The sequence below is a fragment of the Desulforamulus aeronauticus DSM 10349 genome (assembly GCF_900142375.1).
Lineage (GTDB): Bacteria > Bacillota > Desulfotomaculia > Desulfotomaculales > Desulfotomaculaceae > Desulfotomaculum > Desulfotomaculum aeronauticum.
Window position 1 is genome coordinate 14,707 of record NZ_FRAR01000011.1, and the last position, 19,378, is coordinate 34,084.

Sequence of the window (19,378 nt, forward strand, 5' to 3'; positions counted from 1 at the left end):
GTGGGCAAATAACACACAGACTAAAATTTTATATGCTGTGTATTAGTTAAATATTATGTAGCAAGAATAAAGTAAGGGAAATATTAGAGAGAGGCTTATAGTATGATAACAGAATTAAAAGTGAAAAAGGTGAAATTGGAGAATGGTGAGTTGCTGGCATATAGAGAGACTGGAGAAGGAAATAAAAATATTCTTCTAGTACATGGCAATATGTGTTCAGGTGTTCACTTTTTACCACTTATAAAAAGGTTTTCACCGAATTTTAAAGTATACATAATTGATTTGAGAGGTTTTGGCGATAGTACCTATATTAATAGGGTAGACAATATAAAAGATATTTCAGATGACTTGTATACGTTTATAAATAAACTAGAAATAACGAATTTTACATTGGTAGGCTGGTCTGCAGGTGGAAGTGTGTGCTTACAGTTTAGTGCCAATTACCCAGATATTGTAGAAAAAATCGTATTAATCGATTCTGTAGGTTACATGGGATGCCCTTTATTTAAAAAAGATGAACAAGGAAACGTGTTAATAGGTCAAATTTATAAAGACAGATTGGAAATGGCTAAAGATCCGGAAGTTGCTCCTTGTCTTAAAGCAATTGAGAATAATAATTTTAATGATATGAGTACATTATGGGACATGGCGATTTATACAAATCATAAGCCTTTACCGGAAGATAATAAACTGTTTATAAACGCAACCTTAAAACAGAGAAATTTAGTAGATATTTATTGGGCTTTATCTGTATTTAATCTTTCAAATAAACATAATGGTTATACGGAAGGTAATAATCTAATAAATAAAATAAAAGTTCCCGTATTGAGTTTTTGGGGCGAGAAGGACATGATTGTATCAGGAGAAACAGTGCGAGAAACTGTAAAAGTTTTAGGAGATAAAGCAGAGTTGGTTATATTAAAAGATAGTGGGCACTCTCCTTTAGTAGACTGCCCTGATATACTGATGCAAAAAATGATTGATTTTATCATATAGATATTGTCAATTAATATAAGTCTACGATGCAGAAAGTATTTTTCGCATAATATGGGGAGCGAACCTCTCATCACGCCTGCTTTGACAGCCATTATAAGGACAAAACTGCTGCGCCGATGGTGGAAATGCTTGCGGCGTATTTAGAAGAACGGCTAGGGCGGTATTTGGTAATTCTGAAATAGCTTTTGATAAATAGAAGGACATGGTACTAGCCATAGGTTTATTGGCTGGTGCCATGTCTTTTATTGCGTAGCGTGCCCCTCGGTACGGCGACACAGAGGATTGATAAGATATGGCTAAAGAGAATTAGCTGTATGTTACTATTGTTTAAATTAATGATATAATGGATAAAATTTCTCGGCAAGATGGTATTACCGAGGTGGCAGGACCTAGCCCAAATTATTGATTTTGTATGATAAACTGTTCTCATTTCAACAATCTCGGGTAATCCATCCCAGTACAATAGTTCTATCTATAGTAGAAAGTGGTGGCTGCTAATGAGAAGAGTTTGTAGCATATTGTTGGTTACACTTTTTGTCATGATTTTCCCCATGGGTCAAACGGCTCTGGCTATGATGCCCAATGAATCTGAACAATCTCTGTCTGAAAAAAGCCCCTATGCTTATGTGGTGGAAAATAAATCTGATGAATCCGCAAGGGTTAAGTTTATTGGTAACCGTATGTATCACGATGAACAATATATTGGCTTTGGGGTTAACGGGAAGCCGATGCTGTCATTACAATTTTTTGTTAACAAATTTGGCTTTACACTAAACTTCAATCCCCAAGAAGGACAATATATTGTTAGTAAAGAGAGGTATAGTTTCAAAATCAAGCCCGGGAGTAGCTTTGTTGAACTATATTGGGACAATGAGAAAGTGAAAGAGATCGAATTAACTGCCAAACCGATGCTGCAAAACAAGATTTTATATGTCTACTCCATAGATATAAGGGACCTTTTGGGGCTGATATCTTTCTGGGACAACTCGGCCCGCACCTGGGATGTCACTTATAGAGAGTATGTGTGCAGGGAAATCGGTTTTCCGACATATATTGATGGCGATGTAATCCAGCTAAAAGGGATTTTATATGATCCCGGTAATTTGGAAACACCCAGGTTAGAACTAACTGGTTCGACCGCGCCGATTGTTTCGATGGTCAGTTCACTTAGCCTGGTAGAGCCTGGAGCAGGGAAAAACCATAAATATGAAATGGATACCACTCTGAAATTAAAAGGGGAAAGTAGCCTTTTAAATTTCTCCTTATACCTTGGGCATAGAATAATTTTTTATCAGTCAGTTGAAATGCGGTTAAATTTTGCAGCAAAGGAGCTGTGCATAGAGCACCCCTTCCAACTAATTCATCCACAGAAGGGTTATAATCAGACCAATCAAGCCAAGTTTTTATTAGCCGGTTCGATTAATGATGTTAATGCTTATTATCCCCCGGAAATAGTCTTATTTGTTGAGAAAAATGATGATAAGGCAGCGTTAGTGCAGGAAAAAGTACCGATAATTGATGGCAGATTCGCTTATGAAATTAATTTACCTTCTGGAGAAGGTTTATATAAAGTGACAATCAATTCAATTATGGCAGGATCTCGAGGTCCCGCATATTTTGAAATTGGTAATTTCTATGTGAATTATGAGGAAAATATAATTTCCGAACAAGAAAGGGAGTAGTGAGCGATTTATGGCAACGTCAGTTGATTTTGTAGAGTTCGTCTGCGGCCAGGTCAGTGGCACAGGTGCAGTGCGCTATAAGAAGATGTTCGGCGAGTATATGGTGTATATTGATGATAAGCCGCTTCTCCTGGTCTGCGATAACACTGTATTTGTAAAAATTCTGCCCTGTCTTGATGAACTTATGGCTAATGCGGATAGAGGCTATCCCTACAACGGTGCTAAGGAGCATTATGCCTTGGATATTGAAGACCGCGACTTGACCACAGCGGTTATTGAGGCACTTTTGCCTGTGATCCCTATACCAAAACCCAAAAAGAAAAAGGCTGATAAGTCGGTGCAAGTGGGCGATCTAGCCGCTCTGAAAAAATGGGATAGAATCAACAAACAAGACCAGAAGCTGCTTCTGTCAAATGTATTTTGCCGGACTTGCGGCGTAACAACCATTGTCAACTACTCTATAAACGATGATAAATTTGGTATTGTTCTCTGTGGTGAGTGTAAGCAATGCGGTACAAAAGTGGCAAGGGTAATTGAAAATGAGTGGTTTGGGGGGAAATAAGGGTATTTTAACAAATTCCTTTGCTGGCGTTCAAAGTAACAATTATATAGTTTTATTTTATCTTATCGAAGTAAAAAAGTAAGTCAAGCAAGCTTACCAAATGGCTTGTAGCAGGTGTTCAGGAAAGGGCTGTCTTACTGCGACAGCCCCTATTTTTTAAGGTTCGAGCCTATGGAATTGTTATAGGGATGGAAATGAGAAGAATATTGTGTCCTTATACCACGATACGTTGATTGAAAAGAAAAGAAAAAATAGAGAGATTGTAAATCATCAAAACCGGGAGGATTGAAAAGCAGTGCCATTTTAACCAGTAATGCCATATTATGTATCAAAAATATTGAAAGGGTGAGGATATCTCATGCCTTCCTATATTAGGGTACTGCATGCCTCTCCAGACGCTCCTCCCGTTGATCTTTACGCAGATAATACCATTATAGCCAAGGGCTTAAGCTACCGAAACTTTACAGAATACCTGCCTGTCTCTAGTGGCACTCACAACATAAAAGTAGTTCATTCAGAGTCTCCAGGCGAGCAGATTTTAGAAAGTAGCCAAAATATCCCGCCTAACTCCATTCAAACGATTGCACTAGTTGACAACCTAGCTAATATTAGATTGCTTCCCATTTCTGACCAACCTGCCTCCTTGGACGTAAACAAAGTCAATCTTAAGTTCGTTCACCTTGCGCCTGATTTATCCAATGTAGATCTTACACTCCCGGATGGAACCGTTCTATTTAGCAATGTTTCTTTTAAAGAAGCAACGGACTATCTGACACTTAATCCTAACAATCATACTTTACAAGTTAGGGTTGAGGGTGAAGTGATATTAACTGTGCCAAATCAAAAATTATCAGCGGGGAAGGTTTATTCTGCTTATTTGATTGGACGAAATAACGGCAATCCCCCTCTGCAGCTGCTTACTCCCTTGGACGGTAGTTCCTATCTGCAGGTAGCTAACAGTGAGTCAGGGCAAATTATACTTGATTCCGCAGAAGCAGATGTCAACGGAGATGGAATTATTGACAAAGTTTATCTGATTGGTAATAAGCCTGATCCGGAGAGCCCTTTTACGCAGGATATTAGAGTATGCGTGGAAGATGGAAAAACCAATAATACGATATGTGCAACTCCTGCCTCAAACGAAGGTTATAATGCCAATGTGCTTTTAGGCGATTTCACGGGGGATAAAATTTCCGATATTTTAGTGCGGATTGAATCCGGGGGCAGTGGAGGTTATTTATTTGCCTATGTTTATTCAGTAGCAGACGATCGTTTGGTCAAACGGTTTGATTATGAGGAATTTAATAAAAAGAGTCAATTCAATGTGGTATTTAAGGATAACTACAAAGTGGAAGTAACTCCGGTAAATAAAGATAAACCATTTATCATTGATGTAAGCAATAGGAAGGAAGAATTTTCTGATCTATACAATTCAAGCGGAAAATTAATAATGCCGGTACAGGGCAGCGTACTTGCATTAGGAAATATAGAACCGGTAGTTGATAATGACAGCAATCATAATCTGCTAGCTATTCAGAGGATTATCGGTAGGTTTAATGCAGAAACCCTGGGCTATGTAAAAACAACTTTGCAATGGGATGGAGTCACATTTTCGCCAGTAAAAATAGAGGTTGTTCAAAATCTTAATTGACAAGGACTGGATAATTTGATAGCATATCCAAAAAATAAACAGTGTGTTATAATTATAAGAGATACATTATTCTGAAAACAATCACAAATATAGACAGTAAATTCATTTTTGAACAAAGTTATAGGAGCCATCTATCGGATGGAGTAGCAGTACGGAAGTTTAACGCCTTCGTCACTAGCAAAAATGCTGAAAGACGGAGGCGTTTTTGCTCTGATTAAAGACAACGTGTAGGAGGAAATTATTATGAAACTTGCATTTTCAACCCTCGGTTGCCCTAACTTCAGCTGGAACGAGATCTATTCAATGGCCAAGGATCTTGGCTTTAACGGCATCGAAATTCGCGGACTGGGTAACGAAATATTTGCGGTACAGGCCCAGCCTTTCACCGAATCCCAGCTGCCGCATACCATAAAAAAGCTTTCTGAGCTGCGCCTCGAAATCCCTTGCCTCTCTTCCGGTTGCTGCCTGAAATTTGCCGAAAATGCTGAAAAAAATCACCAAGAGATTCTGCAATATATTATGCTGGCCTCCCGGCTTGGCACACCCTTTATCCGCATTTTGGCTGACCTTGAGCCGCACCAGAGCGGTGAAGTGGATGATGAAGTAGTTATTGCTGCACTGCGAAACCTAATTCCGATTGCCGAAGAGAAGGGCGTGACACTACTGGTGGAAACCAATGGTGTCTATGCCGACACTGCCCGTTTAAGCAGACTACTTGATCAATTAGCCAGTGATGCAGTGGCCGCTTTGTGGGACATGCATCACCCTTACCGATTTGCCGGGGAGAAGCCCGAAAAGACGGTACAAAATCTCGGAGCCTATATTAAGTACGTACATATTAAGGATTCCGTAATGGAGGATGGCGTACCCAGCTATCGCATGATGGGTGAGGGAGATTTACCGATTGACAATATGATGATGGCACTTCGTTCAATTAATTACGATGGCTATATTTCACTCGAATGGGTCAAGCGTTGGGCGGCTGATCTTAATGATGCAGGTGTTGTCTTCCCCAATTTCGCCAACTATATGAGCCGCTATACGGAAAAGAGTAAAGTCAAGGGTCATCTATTCGACAATAAGGCCAAGACCGGGAAATATGTTTGGGAGAAGGAGACACTAATCGATCTGACCTTTCCCCAGGTCCTTGATCGAATGGCAGATGAATTTCCCGATCAATATGCCTTCCGGTATACCACCATGGATTATACCAGGACCTATGCCGAATTTCGTGATGATGTCGATACATTTGCCCGTTCGCTGATTGCTTTGGGTGTCAGGCCGGGTGATCATGTGGCTATTTGGGCAACTAACGTCCCCCAGTGGTTCATTACCTTCTGGGCGGCCACCAAGATTGGTGCTGTTCTTGTTACGGTGAATACCGCCTACAAGATTTATGAGGCAGAATACCTGCTCCGCCAGTCGGATACACATACCCTGGTTATGATAGATGGCTTTAAGGATTCCGACTATGTGAGCATAATTAAGGAACTTTGCCCTGAACTGGAAACCGCCGAGGCAGGAAAACCACTGCATATGAAGAGGTTGCCTTTCCTGCGTAATATTATTACGGTAGATTCAAAGCAACCAGGCTGCCTAACCTGGGATGGGGCCATCGCCCTGGCTGACCGGGTGCCCATGGAGGAGGTTTACCGGCGCAGCTTTGCCACCAACAAACACGATGTCTGCAACATGCAGTACACCTCGGGAACCACCGGTTTCCCTAAGGGTGTTATGCTTACTCACTACAATGTGGTGAACAATGGAAAAAATATTGGCGACTGCATGGATCTTTCAACCGCTGACCGGATGATGATTCATGTACCGATGTTCCATTGCTTTGGCATGGTGCTTGCTATGACGGCGGCCATGACGCATGGGGCAACTCTTTCACCGTTATCTTATTTTTCTCCCAAACTGTCCCTGGCCTGTATTAACCAGGAGAAAATCACTTGCTTCCATGGTGTGCCAACCATGTTTATAGCTATGCTGGAGCATGCAGACTTCCCCCAGACGGACTTCTCCTACATGCGAACTGGAATTATGGCCGGCAGCCCTTGTCCCGTAAAGGTTATGCAGGATGTGGTCAATAAGATGAACATGACGCAGATTTCCATCGTATTTGGCCAGACCGAGGCATCACCTGGCTGTACCCAAAGCCGCGTGGACGATCCCATTGAAGTACGTGTCAATACAGTGGGCCGTGAACTGCCCGGCGTTGAATGTAAAATTGTCGATCCGGAAACCGGTGAGGATTTACCCGATAATGTTGATGGCGAATTTGTTGCACGGGGCTACAACATTATGAAAGGCTACTATAAGATGCCTGAGGCGACAGCTGCAGCAGTTGATAAAAATGGCTGGCTGCATACCGGTGACTTGGCAAGGCGCGATGAGAATGGAAACTATAAAATTACCGGACGTATCAAGGATATGATCATTCGGGGCGGCGAGAACATTTATCCCAAGGAAATTGAGGATTTTATCTATACACATCCCAAAGTCAAGGATGTCCAAGTGATTGGCGTGCCCGACAAACAGTATGGCGAGGAGATTATGGCCTGTGTGATACTCAAGGAGGGGGAAACACTTAGTTCTGATGAACTGAAGGACTATATCCGTTCACACATGGCAAAGCACAAAACGCCACGCTATGTTGATTTCGTCACAGAATTTCCGATGAATGCTGCCGGGAAAATTATGAAATATAAAATGCGTGAGCATGCTGTTGAAAAATTGGGCTTACAGGCGGATAATAACATTGTTACCGCATAGAAAGCTGAAGTTTGAAATTGACTATGTATTGCTAAGGGAACCAACTTACCTAGAAAGGGGCAAATATTTTGACAGAGCAATTAAAAGATATCGGTGCACGTTTATCCATGCTACGTGAGTCTATGGGTATTACGCCTGAAAAAATCGCAGCAACACTTGAGGTTTCGCCGTCGGAATACTTGCTTTATGAAGCAGGAGAAAAGGATTTTTCTTTTAGTTTTTTGTATAACGTCGCAGGTGTTTTAGGGGTCGATGTCGTGGATATTATCAGTGGCGAGTCACCCAAGCTTTCGTTATGCTCTGTGGTTAGAGCGGGCGGCGGCTATGAGATTAACCGCAGAAAGGCCTATGATTACAAACATCTCGCTTTTACCTTTCGCAATAAAAAAGCGGAACCCTTTATGGTTACCGTGGAGCCGAACGGCGATACAATACCAGAGCGTCATTCCCACGACGGGCAGGAATTTAACTATATGGTTGCGGGATGTATGGATTTTTTTATCGGCGATATGGTTTACACCCTCAGCGAGGGTGACAGCGTTTACTTCGATTCGGCGGTTCCTCATGCCATGAAGACTCATGACGATGCCCCGGCGAAGTTTCTGGCCATTGTCATGAAATAAAGGAGGCACCGCTTATGATCATGTATGAGAAGTACATCGGCAGGCATCGTGATGAATTTGTCACACTTGAGGATTTATACAAAAATTATGCCATCAATTGCCCTGACGATTTTAATTTCGCCTATGATGTGCTCGACAAATTGGCAGAGGAGAAACCTAACCAGTTGGCGATGCTATGGGTAAGCAAAGACGGCGAAGAAAAGAAAATCACCTTCGGAGACATGAAGCGCTGGTCGGATAAAACGGCCAATTACTTCAAATCCCTGGGGATAAAAAAAGGCGACTTTGTCCTGTTAGTACTGAAGAGAAGCTATTTATTTTGGTATTGTATGCTGGCACTTCACAAAATCGGTGCCGTAGCCGTCCAGGCTACACATCTGCTAACTGCTAAGGATTATGTTTATCGCTGTCAAGCGGGCGGCATAAAAATGGCGGTTATTACCGGAGATGGAGATTGCACCCGGGATTTTGACAAGGCCGTTCCGGAATGTACAACCGTCCAGATGAAAGCAGTTACTGGGCGTAAGGCAGCGGGGGAAGGCTGGCTGGATTTTGAGGCTGGTATTGAAGCTGCCTCGGACAATTGGCAGCGTCCCACAGGAACAGAAGCAACAAAGGTTACCGACATGATGATTATGGCTTTTTCATCCGGCACTACCGGTTATCCGAAGATGGTTGCCCATGATCATTCCTATCCCTTAGGCCATATCATGACGGGGGTCTTTTGGCACAGAGCCGAGCCAGAGGGCTTGCATTTCACCATTTCCGACACCGGTTGGCTAAAGTCTCTCTGGGGTAAATTTTATGGTCAGTGGTTTGCTGAGTCAGCAGTATTTACCTATGATTTTGATAGTTTTAAAGGGGCCGATATCCTGGAAAAACTGGCGAAATACCGGATTACCACCTTTTGTGCGCCGCCGACCATGTACAGGTTTATGTTGAGAGAAGATGTGCCTACATATGATTTATCGGCTTTAAAGCACTGTTGCACGGCGGGAGAAGCCTTAAGCCCCGAGGTGTATAATCAGTGGAAGCGGGCTACGGGGCTACGCATTTTTGAAGGTTTTGGACAGACAGAAACAACCCTTTCTTGTTCCACCTTGTACCCGTGGGTCCAACCAAGGCCGGGTTCCATGGGTCTGCCGACCCCGGGTTATGGCCTGGTGATTGCGGATGAGAACGGAAACGAGGTTGACCCGGGAGTTACCGGTGAAATCTGCTTTAAAGCCAAAAATATGGAGACGAGAACAAAAGGTCTGTTCATGGGCTACTATCGGGATGAAATGAGTACCCAAAGAGCCTGGCACGACGGATTGTACCATACGGGAGACACTGCCTACCGTGATGAACTGGGTTTTTTGTGGTATGTAGGCAGAAATGATGATATTATCAAGTCTTCCGGCTACCGGATCGGACCCTTTGAGGTGGAGTCGGCACTGGCCGAGCACCCCGCTGTTTTGGAATCGGCGGTGACGGGTATTCCGGATCCCATCAGGGGATTTATCGTGAAAGCCACCATTGTACTGGCCAAAGGTTACGAGCCTGGTGAAGAACTGATTAAGGAATTGCAGAACCATGTGAAGAAAACAACCGCTCCCTATAAATATCCCAGGGTAATCGAGTTTGTGCCCGATCTCCCCAAAACGATCAGCGGAAAAATACGACGGGTCGCCATCAGGGAAAAAGACATGAGGCCATAGCTGCTTATTGGCAGTCAAAAAACCGCTTGAACAGTGTGTTTAAGCGGTTTTTTAGTTGTTCCTCCATTTGACATATTCAATTACTTTGTCAGTAAAAATTACCCCATCTAAATGGTCAATTTCATGACACAGACATTTTGCCATTCCACCGGTTGCCCGAATAGTAATTTTTTCCCCATTTTCATTTAAGGCCTGCACAACGACCTTGGAAGGTCTTTTAAGCTTACCCCAAATACCAGGCAAGCTTAAGCAACTTTCTATGACAACTTGTTCCCCCTTTTTTTCAACAAGTTTCGGATTGACAAGTTTTAAAAGTCCCTTTCCCAGATCAATGACTACTAAACGTTTTAGTATTCCCACCTGGCAGGCAGCTAACCCTCCCCCATTTGGCGTATTATACATAGTTTCTGCCAAATCACTTAGCAATTGCCTAATGCTGTCATCTACTTGTTTTACGGGTTCGCTTATTTTTCGCAGAATAGCAGCATCAAAGGTTTTAATCTCTCTTAGTGCCACAGGCATACCTCCTTTTATGTCGACTCTCGATGTTCTTTTACTTTAGTCTTTTGGAGGGCAACAGGGAGATATATAAATAATTAACAATACGTTACATTTTTATATATTTTTCATTTTTATTTAAGTCACCGACAAAATTCTTGATATACTTACTATATTCGAGGGGGAGTGATAATGTAACGGAAAAGAGAAGATCTAGAAGGAGTACAAGAAAGAGACGAAGGTATCTTCTAAGTTGAATATTCAGAAAACCGTTATTGTATCTGATTTTATATGAAACCAAAACAAAATTTAAACATAAAGGGAAATGACACATTCAGGAAAAAACAAACCCTATTTTATCAGAATTAACACACTATTTTATTATTGCTATGTGTGAGATAGGAAAATAGGTGAGTAGTAAAAGTGCTTTACGATTAAGACAAACAATTGCGAAGAAATTGATAAATTTTTGCCGGGGCATCCTGTGGGGAATTTTTGCGTGCCAAACGAGGTGATGGCAGAGGTTAGGGCTTTGCAAAGTAAAAAGGAATAGTGTGATTTTGGAGGTGGAGAGAACATGTCGTTACGTTTAAAAATTCTAGGTGGCTTTATTTTTGTTATGGCAATATTTACAATTGCCCTAGGTGTTATTTATTACAATATGGGGACCTTACAGGTTGATGTGAACAACATCCCCCAGGAGGTAGAAAAAACTAACCAGTTAAATGATGTAAAATATAATGTTATTTCTCAAACGGCTGCCATACGAGGGTTTTTATATTACAAACAGGATAATTATGCTGAACAGCTTAGGCACCTCGGTGAAGAAAACGTGTCCGCAATTCAGACCATGATTGATACCGCTAAGCAGCCTTCAAATAAAGAAGCGTTTACGTTATTAAAGGACTATCAGGATAAATATAATGCGGTACTTTCGGATAAAATTGTCCCCCTTGTTAAAGCTGGTAAAGAAAAAGAGGCTAACGAAGTAGCGGTGAAGGAAGGATTGCCCTTAACAAGCGGCTTTAATAAAGCAATTACCTCTGCTACAGAAGAACAAAATAATCTTCTAAAAGATGTTGTTCAAAATACCAACTTGAAATTTATCTCCATCAAGAGGCTTGCCTTGGTAGCCACACTTTTGGCTTTGTTAGTTGGCTTGCTACTTGGCTTTTTCCTGGCTCGTTCCATTGCTTTGCCGTTGCAAAAAGTTGCCATAGAGTCAAGTAAAATTGCTGAGGGAGACCTGAGCGGTAAGGAGATTGATATTCATACAAGGGATGAGGTTGGCCAGTTAGCCCAAGCTTTTAATAAAATGTTACTAAATGTAAGGGATTTGGTAACATTGGTTCAGGAAAAATCTCAGCTTGTTGCTGCTTCCTCAATGCAGCTTTCAGCAAGCTCCCAAAATGTCGCCGCTGGTGCACAAGAAACAGCCTTAACCATTAACCAGGTAGCCAGTATCGTTGAACAGGTTACGGTAAATACACAGCACATAGCAGAAACCTCAGAACAGGCCACCACCTATGCTCAGGCAGGTACAGAAGGAATAGACCGCATCAGTTTACAGATGCAGTCCATTGAAAACGCTACCACCGGTAGCGGGGAAATCATTAATACGCTTAATGAATCTGCCGCAAAAATTTCTCAAATCGTAGAACTAATTACCAAAATTGCTGACCAAACCAATTTGCTTGCTTTGAACGCTGCGATAGAGGCAGCAAGGGCAGGGGAACAGGGACGCGGCTTTGCGGTGGTTGCTGAAGAGGTAAGAAAACTTGCCGAACAGTCAGCCGTCGCCGCAAAAGAAATTCATCAGCTTATTACATCCATCCAGCAGGAAACAAATAAAGCGGTACAAAGCATGGCTGACAGCGTGGCTCAGGTAAAAGAAGGGACTGTTGTGGTATCAGAGGTAGGAGCAACCTTTGAAAACATTATTTCGGCAGTTCAAAGCCTATCCGGGGAACTACAGTCTGTTGCAGCCGCCACAGAACAGATGTCTGCGGGTGTGCAAAACGTTGCCGCAACGACCGAGGAACAAGCAGCAACCGTAGAAGAAGTTTCTTCAACCAGTCAGGATTTGGCAACGATGGCCGACGAGCTGGAAAGCTTGTCCAAACGTTTTAAAGTATCGTAACCTTTTTTTAGGTAGGATCTGCTTTTTAAAAGTTGTTCTTTAAGCAAAGTAACTGCCATATTTTACGTATTACGAGATGACCAAGTAGATGCATGAAAGCCTGTTTTTCTAGTAAATCAGAAAAACAGGCTTTTTCAATCTTAAAGGATATTCTAAAATGAATCAAAGATAAAAATATCAATCGCAAAAACTAAATACATTTTGGTCAACAAATAGTGATTATATAACTACGCAAATAAACGGATTTTTGGAGGTGTAATGATAGTGGCGAAGCATGAGTTTGGGATTATGCAAAAAGAACCATTGGCTAAAGAACGGTTCGATACTTATGAACCGCAAAAATACAATTGCATTGCGGTTGATGATGATTTCATTGAACCAATTATGATTGATTTGCAAGATGTAGATTGCTACTGGCATACCCTACAAAAATCGGGGAAAGGTTTTGCCTATTGCGGGATTACGCTTATACCACCTCAATCAATGACTGCATTTTTAAAGATTTTAGCGTCCCAGAGTAAAAAGGAATACATTCCTTTGATTACTTTGGTAAATGAGGCAAAAGAAAACAGCAGGTATATTATTCATTTTGGGATCTAAATTTCAATAGCAGAACCAGCCGTACTCGTCAACGGTAAAATAAACAAGTGCTATGCACCAAACTATTGTAAATCCATCGCCTCTGTTGTAGGAGCTTTTCAGAGCGAAAAAAGGAAATAGGCGAGAAACAAAAGACAGAGTATGCAAAGCGGGTTTCAATGCATTTTTGCATCGAAACCCGCTTTTTTATAGCCTGCTTTTAACACTATTTTTTATTATATAAATAACATAGCCATGATAGCGGAAGCTGTTGTTAAGAGTATTGATATGATAAAGGCTGTTTTTATTACTTCACTTTCTATCCCCAAAGCATCAATGGTAGCGGCGGCATTCTGGAGTTTAGCGGGTGATATGACACTTGCTAAACCACCACCAATCGCTGTGGCAGCAATGACAATCAAGGGGTCAACATTAAGTAATTTCGAAGTTAATAGGTGATACTTGGTAAACATAGCGATGGTGGAAGCTTCACTACCGCTAACAAAGCCACCGAACAAGCCTAGAAAACTACTGACAAATGGATACATAGAGCCAAAGGATGCTGCAGATGCCTGGGCTAAAACTGCGATCATGTTTGAGTTAGGATTTGTAACTTGCCAAGTATCTCCGACCTGTTGCATGCCGGAATTATTTAGTACAAAGGCGATGGCAAAGAATATTGCTGCCGCAACGGTAGGTCTAGGTGCCCTTTTTAACCACTTATGCCAGGTTTCTTTAAGGGCTTTACCAGAGGGTTTAATGATTAGGGCTGCTAGTAGGGTGCTAATTAATACCCAAGTATAGGCGTTCCAAAGTAATCTGGTTTTTATTACCTGACCTGGTATTACGGAGATCGGCATAGCAAGATCCTGGAACAATAAAGTGAATAAAGGGCTGTAAAAATTAAGTATTAACAAGATAGTAACAAGAATTAACCACGGAGAAAGGGCGACCAACAAGGACATATCCTTCTCTTTGCTAAGATCTTCTTCTGTTAATACGGAACGGTCGATAATAGGTTTTCCGGTTAATTTTAAATAGGCTAGCATCACCAAAATAGTACAAAGGCCTGCTACCACACCGGTTAAAACAATTCCGGATTGGAGGATGGGTATATGGCTCATGGCAATAGCTACTCCCCCATTTGTGACCCCCGCTAAGACACACGGGATAAACCCTTTGATCATTAAGCGGGTACGCCCTACAATCCAAAGCATACCAAAACCTATTAAAGTAGATATAACGGGTAGGAATTTTGCAAATACCTGGGCCGATTCAACTAAAGGGGTCCCCGTTAAATCTGCAAAAACGACCAGAGGTGCACCGAGTAAGGCAAAGGTACATAATGCATCAAAGCCAATAGCGGGTAAGGCAACTGCGACAAAGGTAGAATAGCCCAAAGCTATCATGATTGGGGGTAAAATTGATACAGGAGTAGCACCTATAGAAACAAGAAGGGTTCCCGCCCCTACATTCAGTAACATAATTTGGACAGCCTTATCGGTTGGGGCAAGTGTTTTAATAAAAACAACAATTCTTTGGAGTGCGCCTGTGGTTTGCATAAAAGTGATTTGTAAGATAGAGGTGAGCACCATCAAGGAAACAGGAAAAGACGAAATAATCCCGGCAAGACTTGAGGTGAGGCTGATTCCTAGGGAGGTATTAAAGAATAGCAAGGTAATGATAACGGTTAATACCCAACCTACAATACCGCTTAGATCTGCTGCCAATTGTTTTCGGACCATTAAATAAACAATAGCCATAATTGGCAACAAGGTTAAAAAGACAGACAATCCCATTCTACTACCATCCTTCCATTCTACAATAGTTTATTTATAAATAACTAATTAACTATTTATTATACTTTATGGATGAAAATAAGCAATATTAAATTTAATTGGTTCGACAAGCATTTCCTTTTTTGTTAAAATTGTAGAGATAAATAACAGAGCTCAGAGATGGAGAATGGATATGCAGAAAAATATAGTGCGTTTTTTATTTTCCTTATTGTTAGTCATGACGATGTTTACTAAAATCGTCTATGCACAACCTCAGGACAATAATCACTTTGTTATTCTAGTGATAGATCAAATACACTTTAAGGATCTTAACCAGCCGGAACTCACAAATTTTAAATCCCTTTTGCAAACAAGTTCGGTGGCGCTTATGAATACCACCACAGGTGGGGGAGCTATACCGGATAATACTTTTACTACCATCGGAGCAAGCAGCCGTGCTTTGGGGAGTCCGGGAGCCTCCCAATCCTTTAATACCCATGAAAAAATTAATGGGCAGGCTATTATAAATATTTATGAGCGACGTAATCCGCTTCATGATATTTCACAGTACCAGATAGTAAATCTATCGGTTGCCCAAATAAAAAATTTAAACGAAGATAAACATTATCAGGTTAATATCGGTGCACTTGGAGACGCGTTACATAAGGCAGGTTTAAAAACAACGGTTATTGGTAATTCTGATCTGCCCCAGGAGGAACCAAATTTCTCTCGGTATGTGTATAACCGCCAATCGGTAGCTATGCTAATGGATAGCAAGGGATTGGTGGACTATGGTGATGTCTCCAATAACATGTTGATTGCGGATAAAAAGGCACCTTTTGGAGTACGCACGGATCAAGAAAAGCTGTTGGCGTCATTTAATGAATATTACAAGAAAAGTAACGTTTTAGTAATCGATTATGGTGACACAACGAGGGTTGCAGCCTACGCACCTGTATTAAATAGCGACATGTCAAAAGAGGAACTAGAACAAGCCTTACATAGAGCAGATGGATTTTTAGGGGAACTTTTAAAGATCGTTGATTTGAAAAGGGATTACCTAATGGTCGTGACCCCTACTCCTTCTGAATCAAGTAAAGGGCAGGGAAATACCTTAACTCCCCTGGTTCTAGCTGGTCCCGGTATAGGCGGCGACCTGCTTACGTCCGGGACAACGCATCGACCTGGCATTGTTACGAATACTGACATTGGGGTAACTATTTTACATTTCCTTGGAGTAAAATCCGCCGAAGGAATGATTGGTCAGAATTTAACGGTAACTGCAAAGTCGTCAAATTCGTTACAATACCTAAGTGATCTCCAGGATATGCTAGTGGAGAACACGCTTCGTCGAGTCCCCATTCTTAGTACGGTGGCCTTTTATATTTTAGCTGTACTTGCTTGTTCATTAGTAATGTTTATTTTACGATTGTTTAACCATGACTACTCAAAGGTTCTAAAACGGTCATTACTCTATAATTACCTGGCTATTTTAACTCTGCCATTTGGGTTATTAATTATAGCGAGTTTAGGTGCACTAACGCTTCTTCAATCCTTCGTGGCAATAATTTTAATTACGGTTGGCCTTACAACAATTATCTATCTTCTTTCAAAAAGGATAAGTATCATATTTTCCATTACGGCTATCTGTTTAGCCTTTATCGCAATCCTGTTTACTGATTTATTTATGGGTGCTACGATGATCCTAAACTCTCCGCTAGGGTATGATCCTCAGTATGGGGCTCGTTTTTACGGTATAGGTAATGAACTAATGGGTGCTGTAATCGGAGCAACGACGGTCGGGGTTGCCGCCTTCATGGATATGAAGCGCTTTAAGGGAAGACTTTTGTTTGTGATAGCCTTCATGGTGGGTGTGCTTTTTATCATGGTATATCCGGGATTAGGTTCTAAAGGTGGTGCGTCTATTTCCGTTACCGCAGCCTTTGTAACACTTCTTTGGCTATCACTGGGCTATAAGACTGGGAAAAGACAACTGTTAATGGTTGCGGCTTCTGTAGTACTTGTAATGCTATTCATTTCCCTGGCAGACTTGTTAAGTGGACCCAGAACGCATATTGGCAGGGCAGTTTTAGAAATGCAAACAAGTGGTATCGGCAGCTTACTTGATATCATAATTAGGAAGTTACAGATGGATTTCCGTTTGATGCGTTACTCCTATTGGAGTGGGATGTTGGTAACGTCGATCTTTCTAATGCTGCTGATGTTTAAATTTCGCTTAAATTTTCTCGAGCACATCAGAAACAAGACTCCGAATACCCTAAACGGTTGTTATGCAGCATTATTTGGGGCTGCAGTGGCTTTATTCACAAATGATGCAGGTATAATTGCTGCTGCCACAGCAGTTATCTATCCAGTTTCTACCCTGTTACTTCTAAATATGGTGCCGTACAAAAATCAACACTAATTTAAAAATTCCCTGCAAAAGACTGTTTCTTTTAAAATTATCTGGAGTGAACGGGGAATTACCCACCCAATAGAGTTTTATCTACTAAGTTTATTTAAAAGAGGTAAATAAATGTTAAATGAAGTAATCAATCTACTTGCTGATGCAGCAATCTCACTAATTGAAACACTTAAATACTGGGGCATCTTCATTGGGATGGCTATAGAGAGTGCCTGCATCCCGTTGCCTAGTGAAGTTATTATGCTTTTTGGCGGTTTTCTAGTGGGAATAGGAAAATTTGAATATTGGTATGTAGTTTGGGCCGGGGTTTTGGGTAACGTGGTAGGATCTGTTTTGACCTACTGGGTAGGGGCAAGCGGGGGGCGAACTTTTTTAATCAAATATGGCAAGTATTTCCTGATTAATACCAAACATTTGGAACATGCTGATAAATGGTTTGAACGTTTTGGAGGATGGGCTGTTTTCCTGGGACGGAATCTACCTGTTGTTAGAACCTTCATATCTCTACCGGCAGGGATAGCCCGGATGAACTTTTGGACATTTTTTATCCTCAGCTTTTTAGGATGCATTCCTTGGAACATGGGACTAACATACCTAGGCTTAAAACTTGGAGAACATTGGCATACAGTTGAACAATATATTCGTCCAGTAAGTTATGCTATTGTTATTTTGGTAATTATATTTGTTTGCTATTTCATATATAAAAATGTAACACAAAATAAACAGCCAAAAGAGGCCAGAAAATAAGAGTTAATTCGTTTACTATGTAAAGTCCCAGCAGGGACTTTTTTTATTACATAGGTTTGGCACATTTGTTGCTTAGTTTTTTAATAGGGGAATCTTACAAAAGGAGGACTCAGGACATAAGAAGAATAATTCTAAAATAGTTCTGCTTTGGGGAAGGGGCTAGAGATGAGCAATAATAATCTGTATAAGATTTTCTTTGCCATAGCATTTGTGATGTTAATTGCCTCCTTAATAATATTTTTTAATATGTCCAAGGCCAGTAATAAGCCAAAGGAGATTGATAAAGTCTGGGGATCTGGTATGGAGGTTTTAGGATTGTTCTTTTAAATGTAATATCAATTCTAATTTCAATACTTATCAGTGTTCGCTTTGCTTTCAAAATCTCATCCCAGGAGATGAAGGATATTGCAAATCTGCTTACACAACTAAACGAAAATCATAAAAAACGAGTCTAAAAAGTAATAATAGAGATTAGTAGGCAAGTTTGTGTGTATACAAACAAAATCAATTGTTTGATGTATTATAATAGACAATCTGCAGCTGGGGATTCCCCTGAGAAACAATAAAATAGTTTACTGTTCTTGAATGATGAAGGTGGTAGGAAGAAAAACAGATCAAAGTGATCATGTTAATGATTAACACAGAAAAAACCTTTTGACAAGAGTTGCTTTTATGGTATAATTCCCTTTAGGTGTAAATATTGGTTTTTTCCTCTTTCTAGAGGGGGTTAAAATAAATATTATAGAGACAAAAACAAGGCCGGGAACTGGCTATTCCCGGACTTGTCGCTGAAAATCAGCTTGTTGTTTTATGCAATTAACATAATATCGTAAACTATTATTAAATACAAGAGGATATGTGTTTTTGCTGTTGGATGCGCTTTGTCTCGGAAAGGAGAAGGTATGGCACGCCAATGGAATCTTACGCTACTAAATGTGCCCTTTGATCCTCGGACGATCTTGTATGTGTGGAATAAGGCAGCTGTTGTTCCTGGTTATAATCCCAGCGAATTAAGGAAAGACCGGTGTGGTGCTTGGATTAGATTTGCCGATTACGGCAACATCAACTCTGATTTTGGTTGGGAAATTGACCATGATAAGCCGCTGGCTAAAGGTGGAACGGATGAACCCAATAACCTCCAGCCACTGCACTGGCGCAACAATCGAGGCAAGAGTGATGATTGGCCTAATTGGATATGTTCTATAACTGGTTAGATAATAGA

Annotated in this window: 15 protein-coding genes; 13 read left to right on the plus strand and 2 right to left on the minus strand. The window is 41.0% G+C overall.

Features of this window, described 5'->3' with window-relative positions:
- Positions 1–102 precede the first annotated feature (102 nt).
- The 7 genes from phaZ (at position 103) to BUA78_RS07165 (ending at position 9,989) form a co-directional block, all read left to right on the plus strand.
- The gene (gene phaZ, locus BUA78_RS07130; RefSeq protein WP_072912518.1) at positions 103–996 is read left to right on the plus strand and encodes an intracellular short-chain-length polyhydroxyalkanoate depolymerase; all 894 of its coding nucleotides are present in this window, start codon (positions 103–105) and stop codon (positions 994–996) included.
- 497 nt (positions 997–1,493) lie between these two features.
- The gene (locus BUA78_RS07135; RefSeq protein ID WP_072912521.1) at positions 1,494–2,678 is read left to right on the plus strand and encodes a stalk domain-containing protein; all 1,185 of its coding nucleotides are present in this window, start codon (positions 1,494–1,496) and stop codon (positions 2,676–2,678) included.
- Positions 2,679–2,688: 10 nt separating this feature from the next.
- Positions 2,689–3,240, plus strand: coding sequence for a TfoX/Sxy family protein (locus tag BUA78_RS20960; RefSeq protein WP_072912524.1), 552 nt, complete (start codon positions 2,689–2,691; stop codon positions 3,238–3,240).
- A 358-nt stretch (positions 3,241–3,598) separates the two neighbouring features.
- Positions 3,599–4,891: a DUF4397 domain-containing protein gene (locus BUA78_RS19685; RefSeq protein ID WP_084082339.1), complete on the plus strand. Its 1,293-nt coding sequence runs from the start codon at positions 3,599–3,601 to the stop codon at positions 4,889–4,891.
- 243 nt (positions 4,892–5,134) lie between these two features.
- Complete coding sequence (locus BUA78_RS07155) at positions 5,135–7,666, plus strand: AMP-binding protein (protein WP_072912526.1); 2,532 nt, start codon at positions 5,135–5,137, stop codon at positions 7,664–7,666.
- Between the two features lie 68 nt (positions 7,667–7,734).
- Positions 7,735–8,289 carry a helix-turn-helix domain-containing protein gene (locus tag BUA78_RS21175; protein ID WP_072912529.1) on the plus strand — a complete coding sequence of 185 codons (555 nt, stop codon included), beginning with the start codon at positions 7,735–7,737 and terminating at the stop codon, positions 8,287–8,289.
- A 14-nt stretch (positions 8,290–8,303) separates the two neighbouring features.
- Positions 8,304–9,989 carry an AMP-binding protein gene (locus BUA78_RS07165; RefSeq protein ID WP_084082340.1) on the plus strand — a complete coding sequence of 562 codons (1,686 nt, stop codon included), beginning with the start codon at positions 8,304–8,306 and terminating at the stop codon, positions 9,987–9,989.
- 51 nt (positions 9,990–10,040) lie between these two features.
- Here BUA78_RS07165 and def read toward each other — a convergent pair whose 3' ends face one another.
- Positions 10,041–10,505 (minus strand): peptide deformylase, encoded by a 465-nt coding sequence (gene def / locus BUA78_RS07170; RefSeq protein ID WP_072912532.1) that lies wholly within the window; start codon positions 10,503–10,505, stop codon positions 10,041–10,043.
- 559 nt (positions 10,506–11,064) lie between these two features.
- On the opposite strand from def, the gene BUA78_RS07175 reads away from it, so the two are divergent.
- The gene (locus BUA78_RS07175) at positions 11,065–12,627 is read left to right on the plus strand and encodes a methyl-accepting chemotaxis protein (RefSeq protein ID WP_072912534.1); all 1,563 of its coding nucleotides are present in this window, start codon (positions 11,065–11,067) and stop codon (positions 12,625–12,627) included.
- Positions 12,628–12,885: 258 nt separating this feature from the next.
- On the plus strand, positions 12,886–13,227 hold the full coding sequence (locus BUA78_RS07180; protein ID WP_238456754.1) for a hypothetical protein: 342 nt from the start codon (positions 12,886–12,888) through the stop codon (positions 13,225–13,227).
- A 215-nt stretch (positions 13,228–13,442) separates the two neighbouring features.
- Here BUA78_RS07180 and BUA78_RS07185 read toward each other — a convergent pair whose 3' ends face one another.
- Positions 13,443–15,005 (minus strand): L-lactate permease, encoded by a 1,563-nt coding sequence (locus tag BUA78_RS07185; RefSeq protein ID WP_072912537.1) that lies wholly within the window; start codon positions 15,003–15,005, stop codon positions 13,443–13,445.
- A gap of 172 nt (positions 15,006–15,177) precedes the next feature.
- Between BUA78_RS07185 and BUA78_RS07190 the strand changes: the two genes are divergently transcribed.
- The 4 genes from BUA78_RS07190 (at position 15,178) to BUA78_RS07200 (ending at position 19,370) form a co-directional block, all read left to right on the plus strand.
- A complete protein-coding gene (locus BUA78_RS07190; RefSeq protein WP_072912540.1) occupies positions 15,178–17,409 on the plus strand; it encodes a hypothetical protein in 2,232 nt (743 codons plus the stop codon).
- Between the two features lie 111 nt (positions 17,410–17,520).
- Positions 17,521–18,156: a DedA family protein gene (locus tag BUA78_RS07195; protein WP_072912548.1), complete on the plus strand. Its 636-nt coding sequence runs from the start codon at positions 17,521–17,523 to the stop codon at positions 18,154–18,156.
- A gap of 165 nt (positions 18,157–18,321) precedes the next feature.
- Positions 18,322–18,483: a hypothetical protein gene (locus BUA78_RS20175; RefSeq protein ID WP_175548986.1), complete on the plus strand. Its 162-nt coding sequence runs from the start codon at positions 18,322–18,324 to the stop codon at positions 18,481–18,483.
- 575 nt (positions 18,484–19,058) lie between these two features.
- Entirely contained in the window at positions 19,059–19,370 is a 312-nt protein-coding gene (locus BUA78_RS07200) for an HNH endonuclease signature motif containing protein (RefSeq protein WP_072912554.1), read from the plus strand.
- Positions 19,371–19,378: the final 8 nt, after the last annotated feature.

What these genes read in the sequence shown, in the direction of transcription:
- BUA78_RS07165 (WP_084082340.1), top strand. Translation starts at nt 8,304, where the DNA reads ATGATCATGTATGAGAAGTACATCGGCAGGCATCGTGATGAATTTGTC.
- BUA78_RS07195 (WP_072912548.1), top strand. Translation starts at nt 17,521, where the DNA reads ATGTTAAATGAAGTAATCAATCTACTTGCTGATGCAGCAATCTCACTA.
- BUA78_RS07185 (WP_072912537.1), bottom strand. Translation starts at nt 15,005, where the DNA reads ATGGGATTGTCTGTCTTTTTAACCTTGTTGCCAATTATGGCTATTGTT.
- BUA78_RS20175 (WP_175548986.1), top strand. Translation starts at nt 18,322, where the DNA reads ATGAGCAATAATAATCTGTATAAGATTTTCTTTGCCATAGCATTTGTG.
- BUA78_RS07190 (WP_072912540.1), top strand. Translation starts at nt 15,178, where the DNA reads ATGCAGAAAAATATAGTGCGTTTTTTATTTTCCTTATTGTTAGTCATG.
- BUA78_RS07135 (WP_072912521.1), top strand. Translation starts at nt 1,494, where the DNA reads ATGAGAAGAGTTTGTAGCATATTGTTGGTTACACTTTTTGTCATGATT.
- BUA78_RS07180 (WP_238456754.1), top strand. Translation starts at nt 12,886, where the DNA reads ATGATAGTGGCGAAGCATGAGTTTGGGATTATGCAAAAAGAACCATTG.
- BUA78_RS07175 (WP_072912534.1), top strand. Translation starts at nt 11,065, where the DNA reads ATGTCGTTACGTTTAAAAATTCTAGGTGGCTTTATTTTTGTTATGGCA.
- BUA78_RS07155 (WP_072912526.1), top strand. Translation starts at nt 5,135, where the DNA reads ATGAAACTTGCATTTTCAACCCTCGGTTGCCCTAACTTCAGCTGGAAC.
- phaZ (WP_072912518.1), top strand. Translation starts at nt 103, where the DNA reads ATGATAACAGAATTAAAAGTGAAAAAGGTGAAATTGGAGAATGGTGAG.
- BUA78_RS20960 (WP_072912524.1), top strand. Translation starts at nt 2,689, where the DNA reads ATGGCAACGTCAGTTGATTTTGTAGAGTTCGTCTGCGGCCAGGTCAGT.
- BUA78_RS07200 (WP_072912554.1), top strand. Translation starts at nt 19,059, where the DNA reads ATGGCACGCCAATGGAATCTTACGCTACTAAATGTGCCCTTTGATCCT.
- BUA78_RS19685 (WP_084082339.1), top strand. Translation starts at nt 3,599, where the DNA reads ATGCCTTCCTATATTAGGGTACTGCATGCCTCTCCAGACGCTCCTCCC.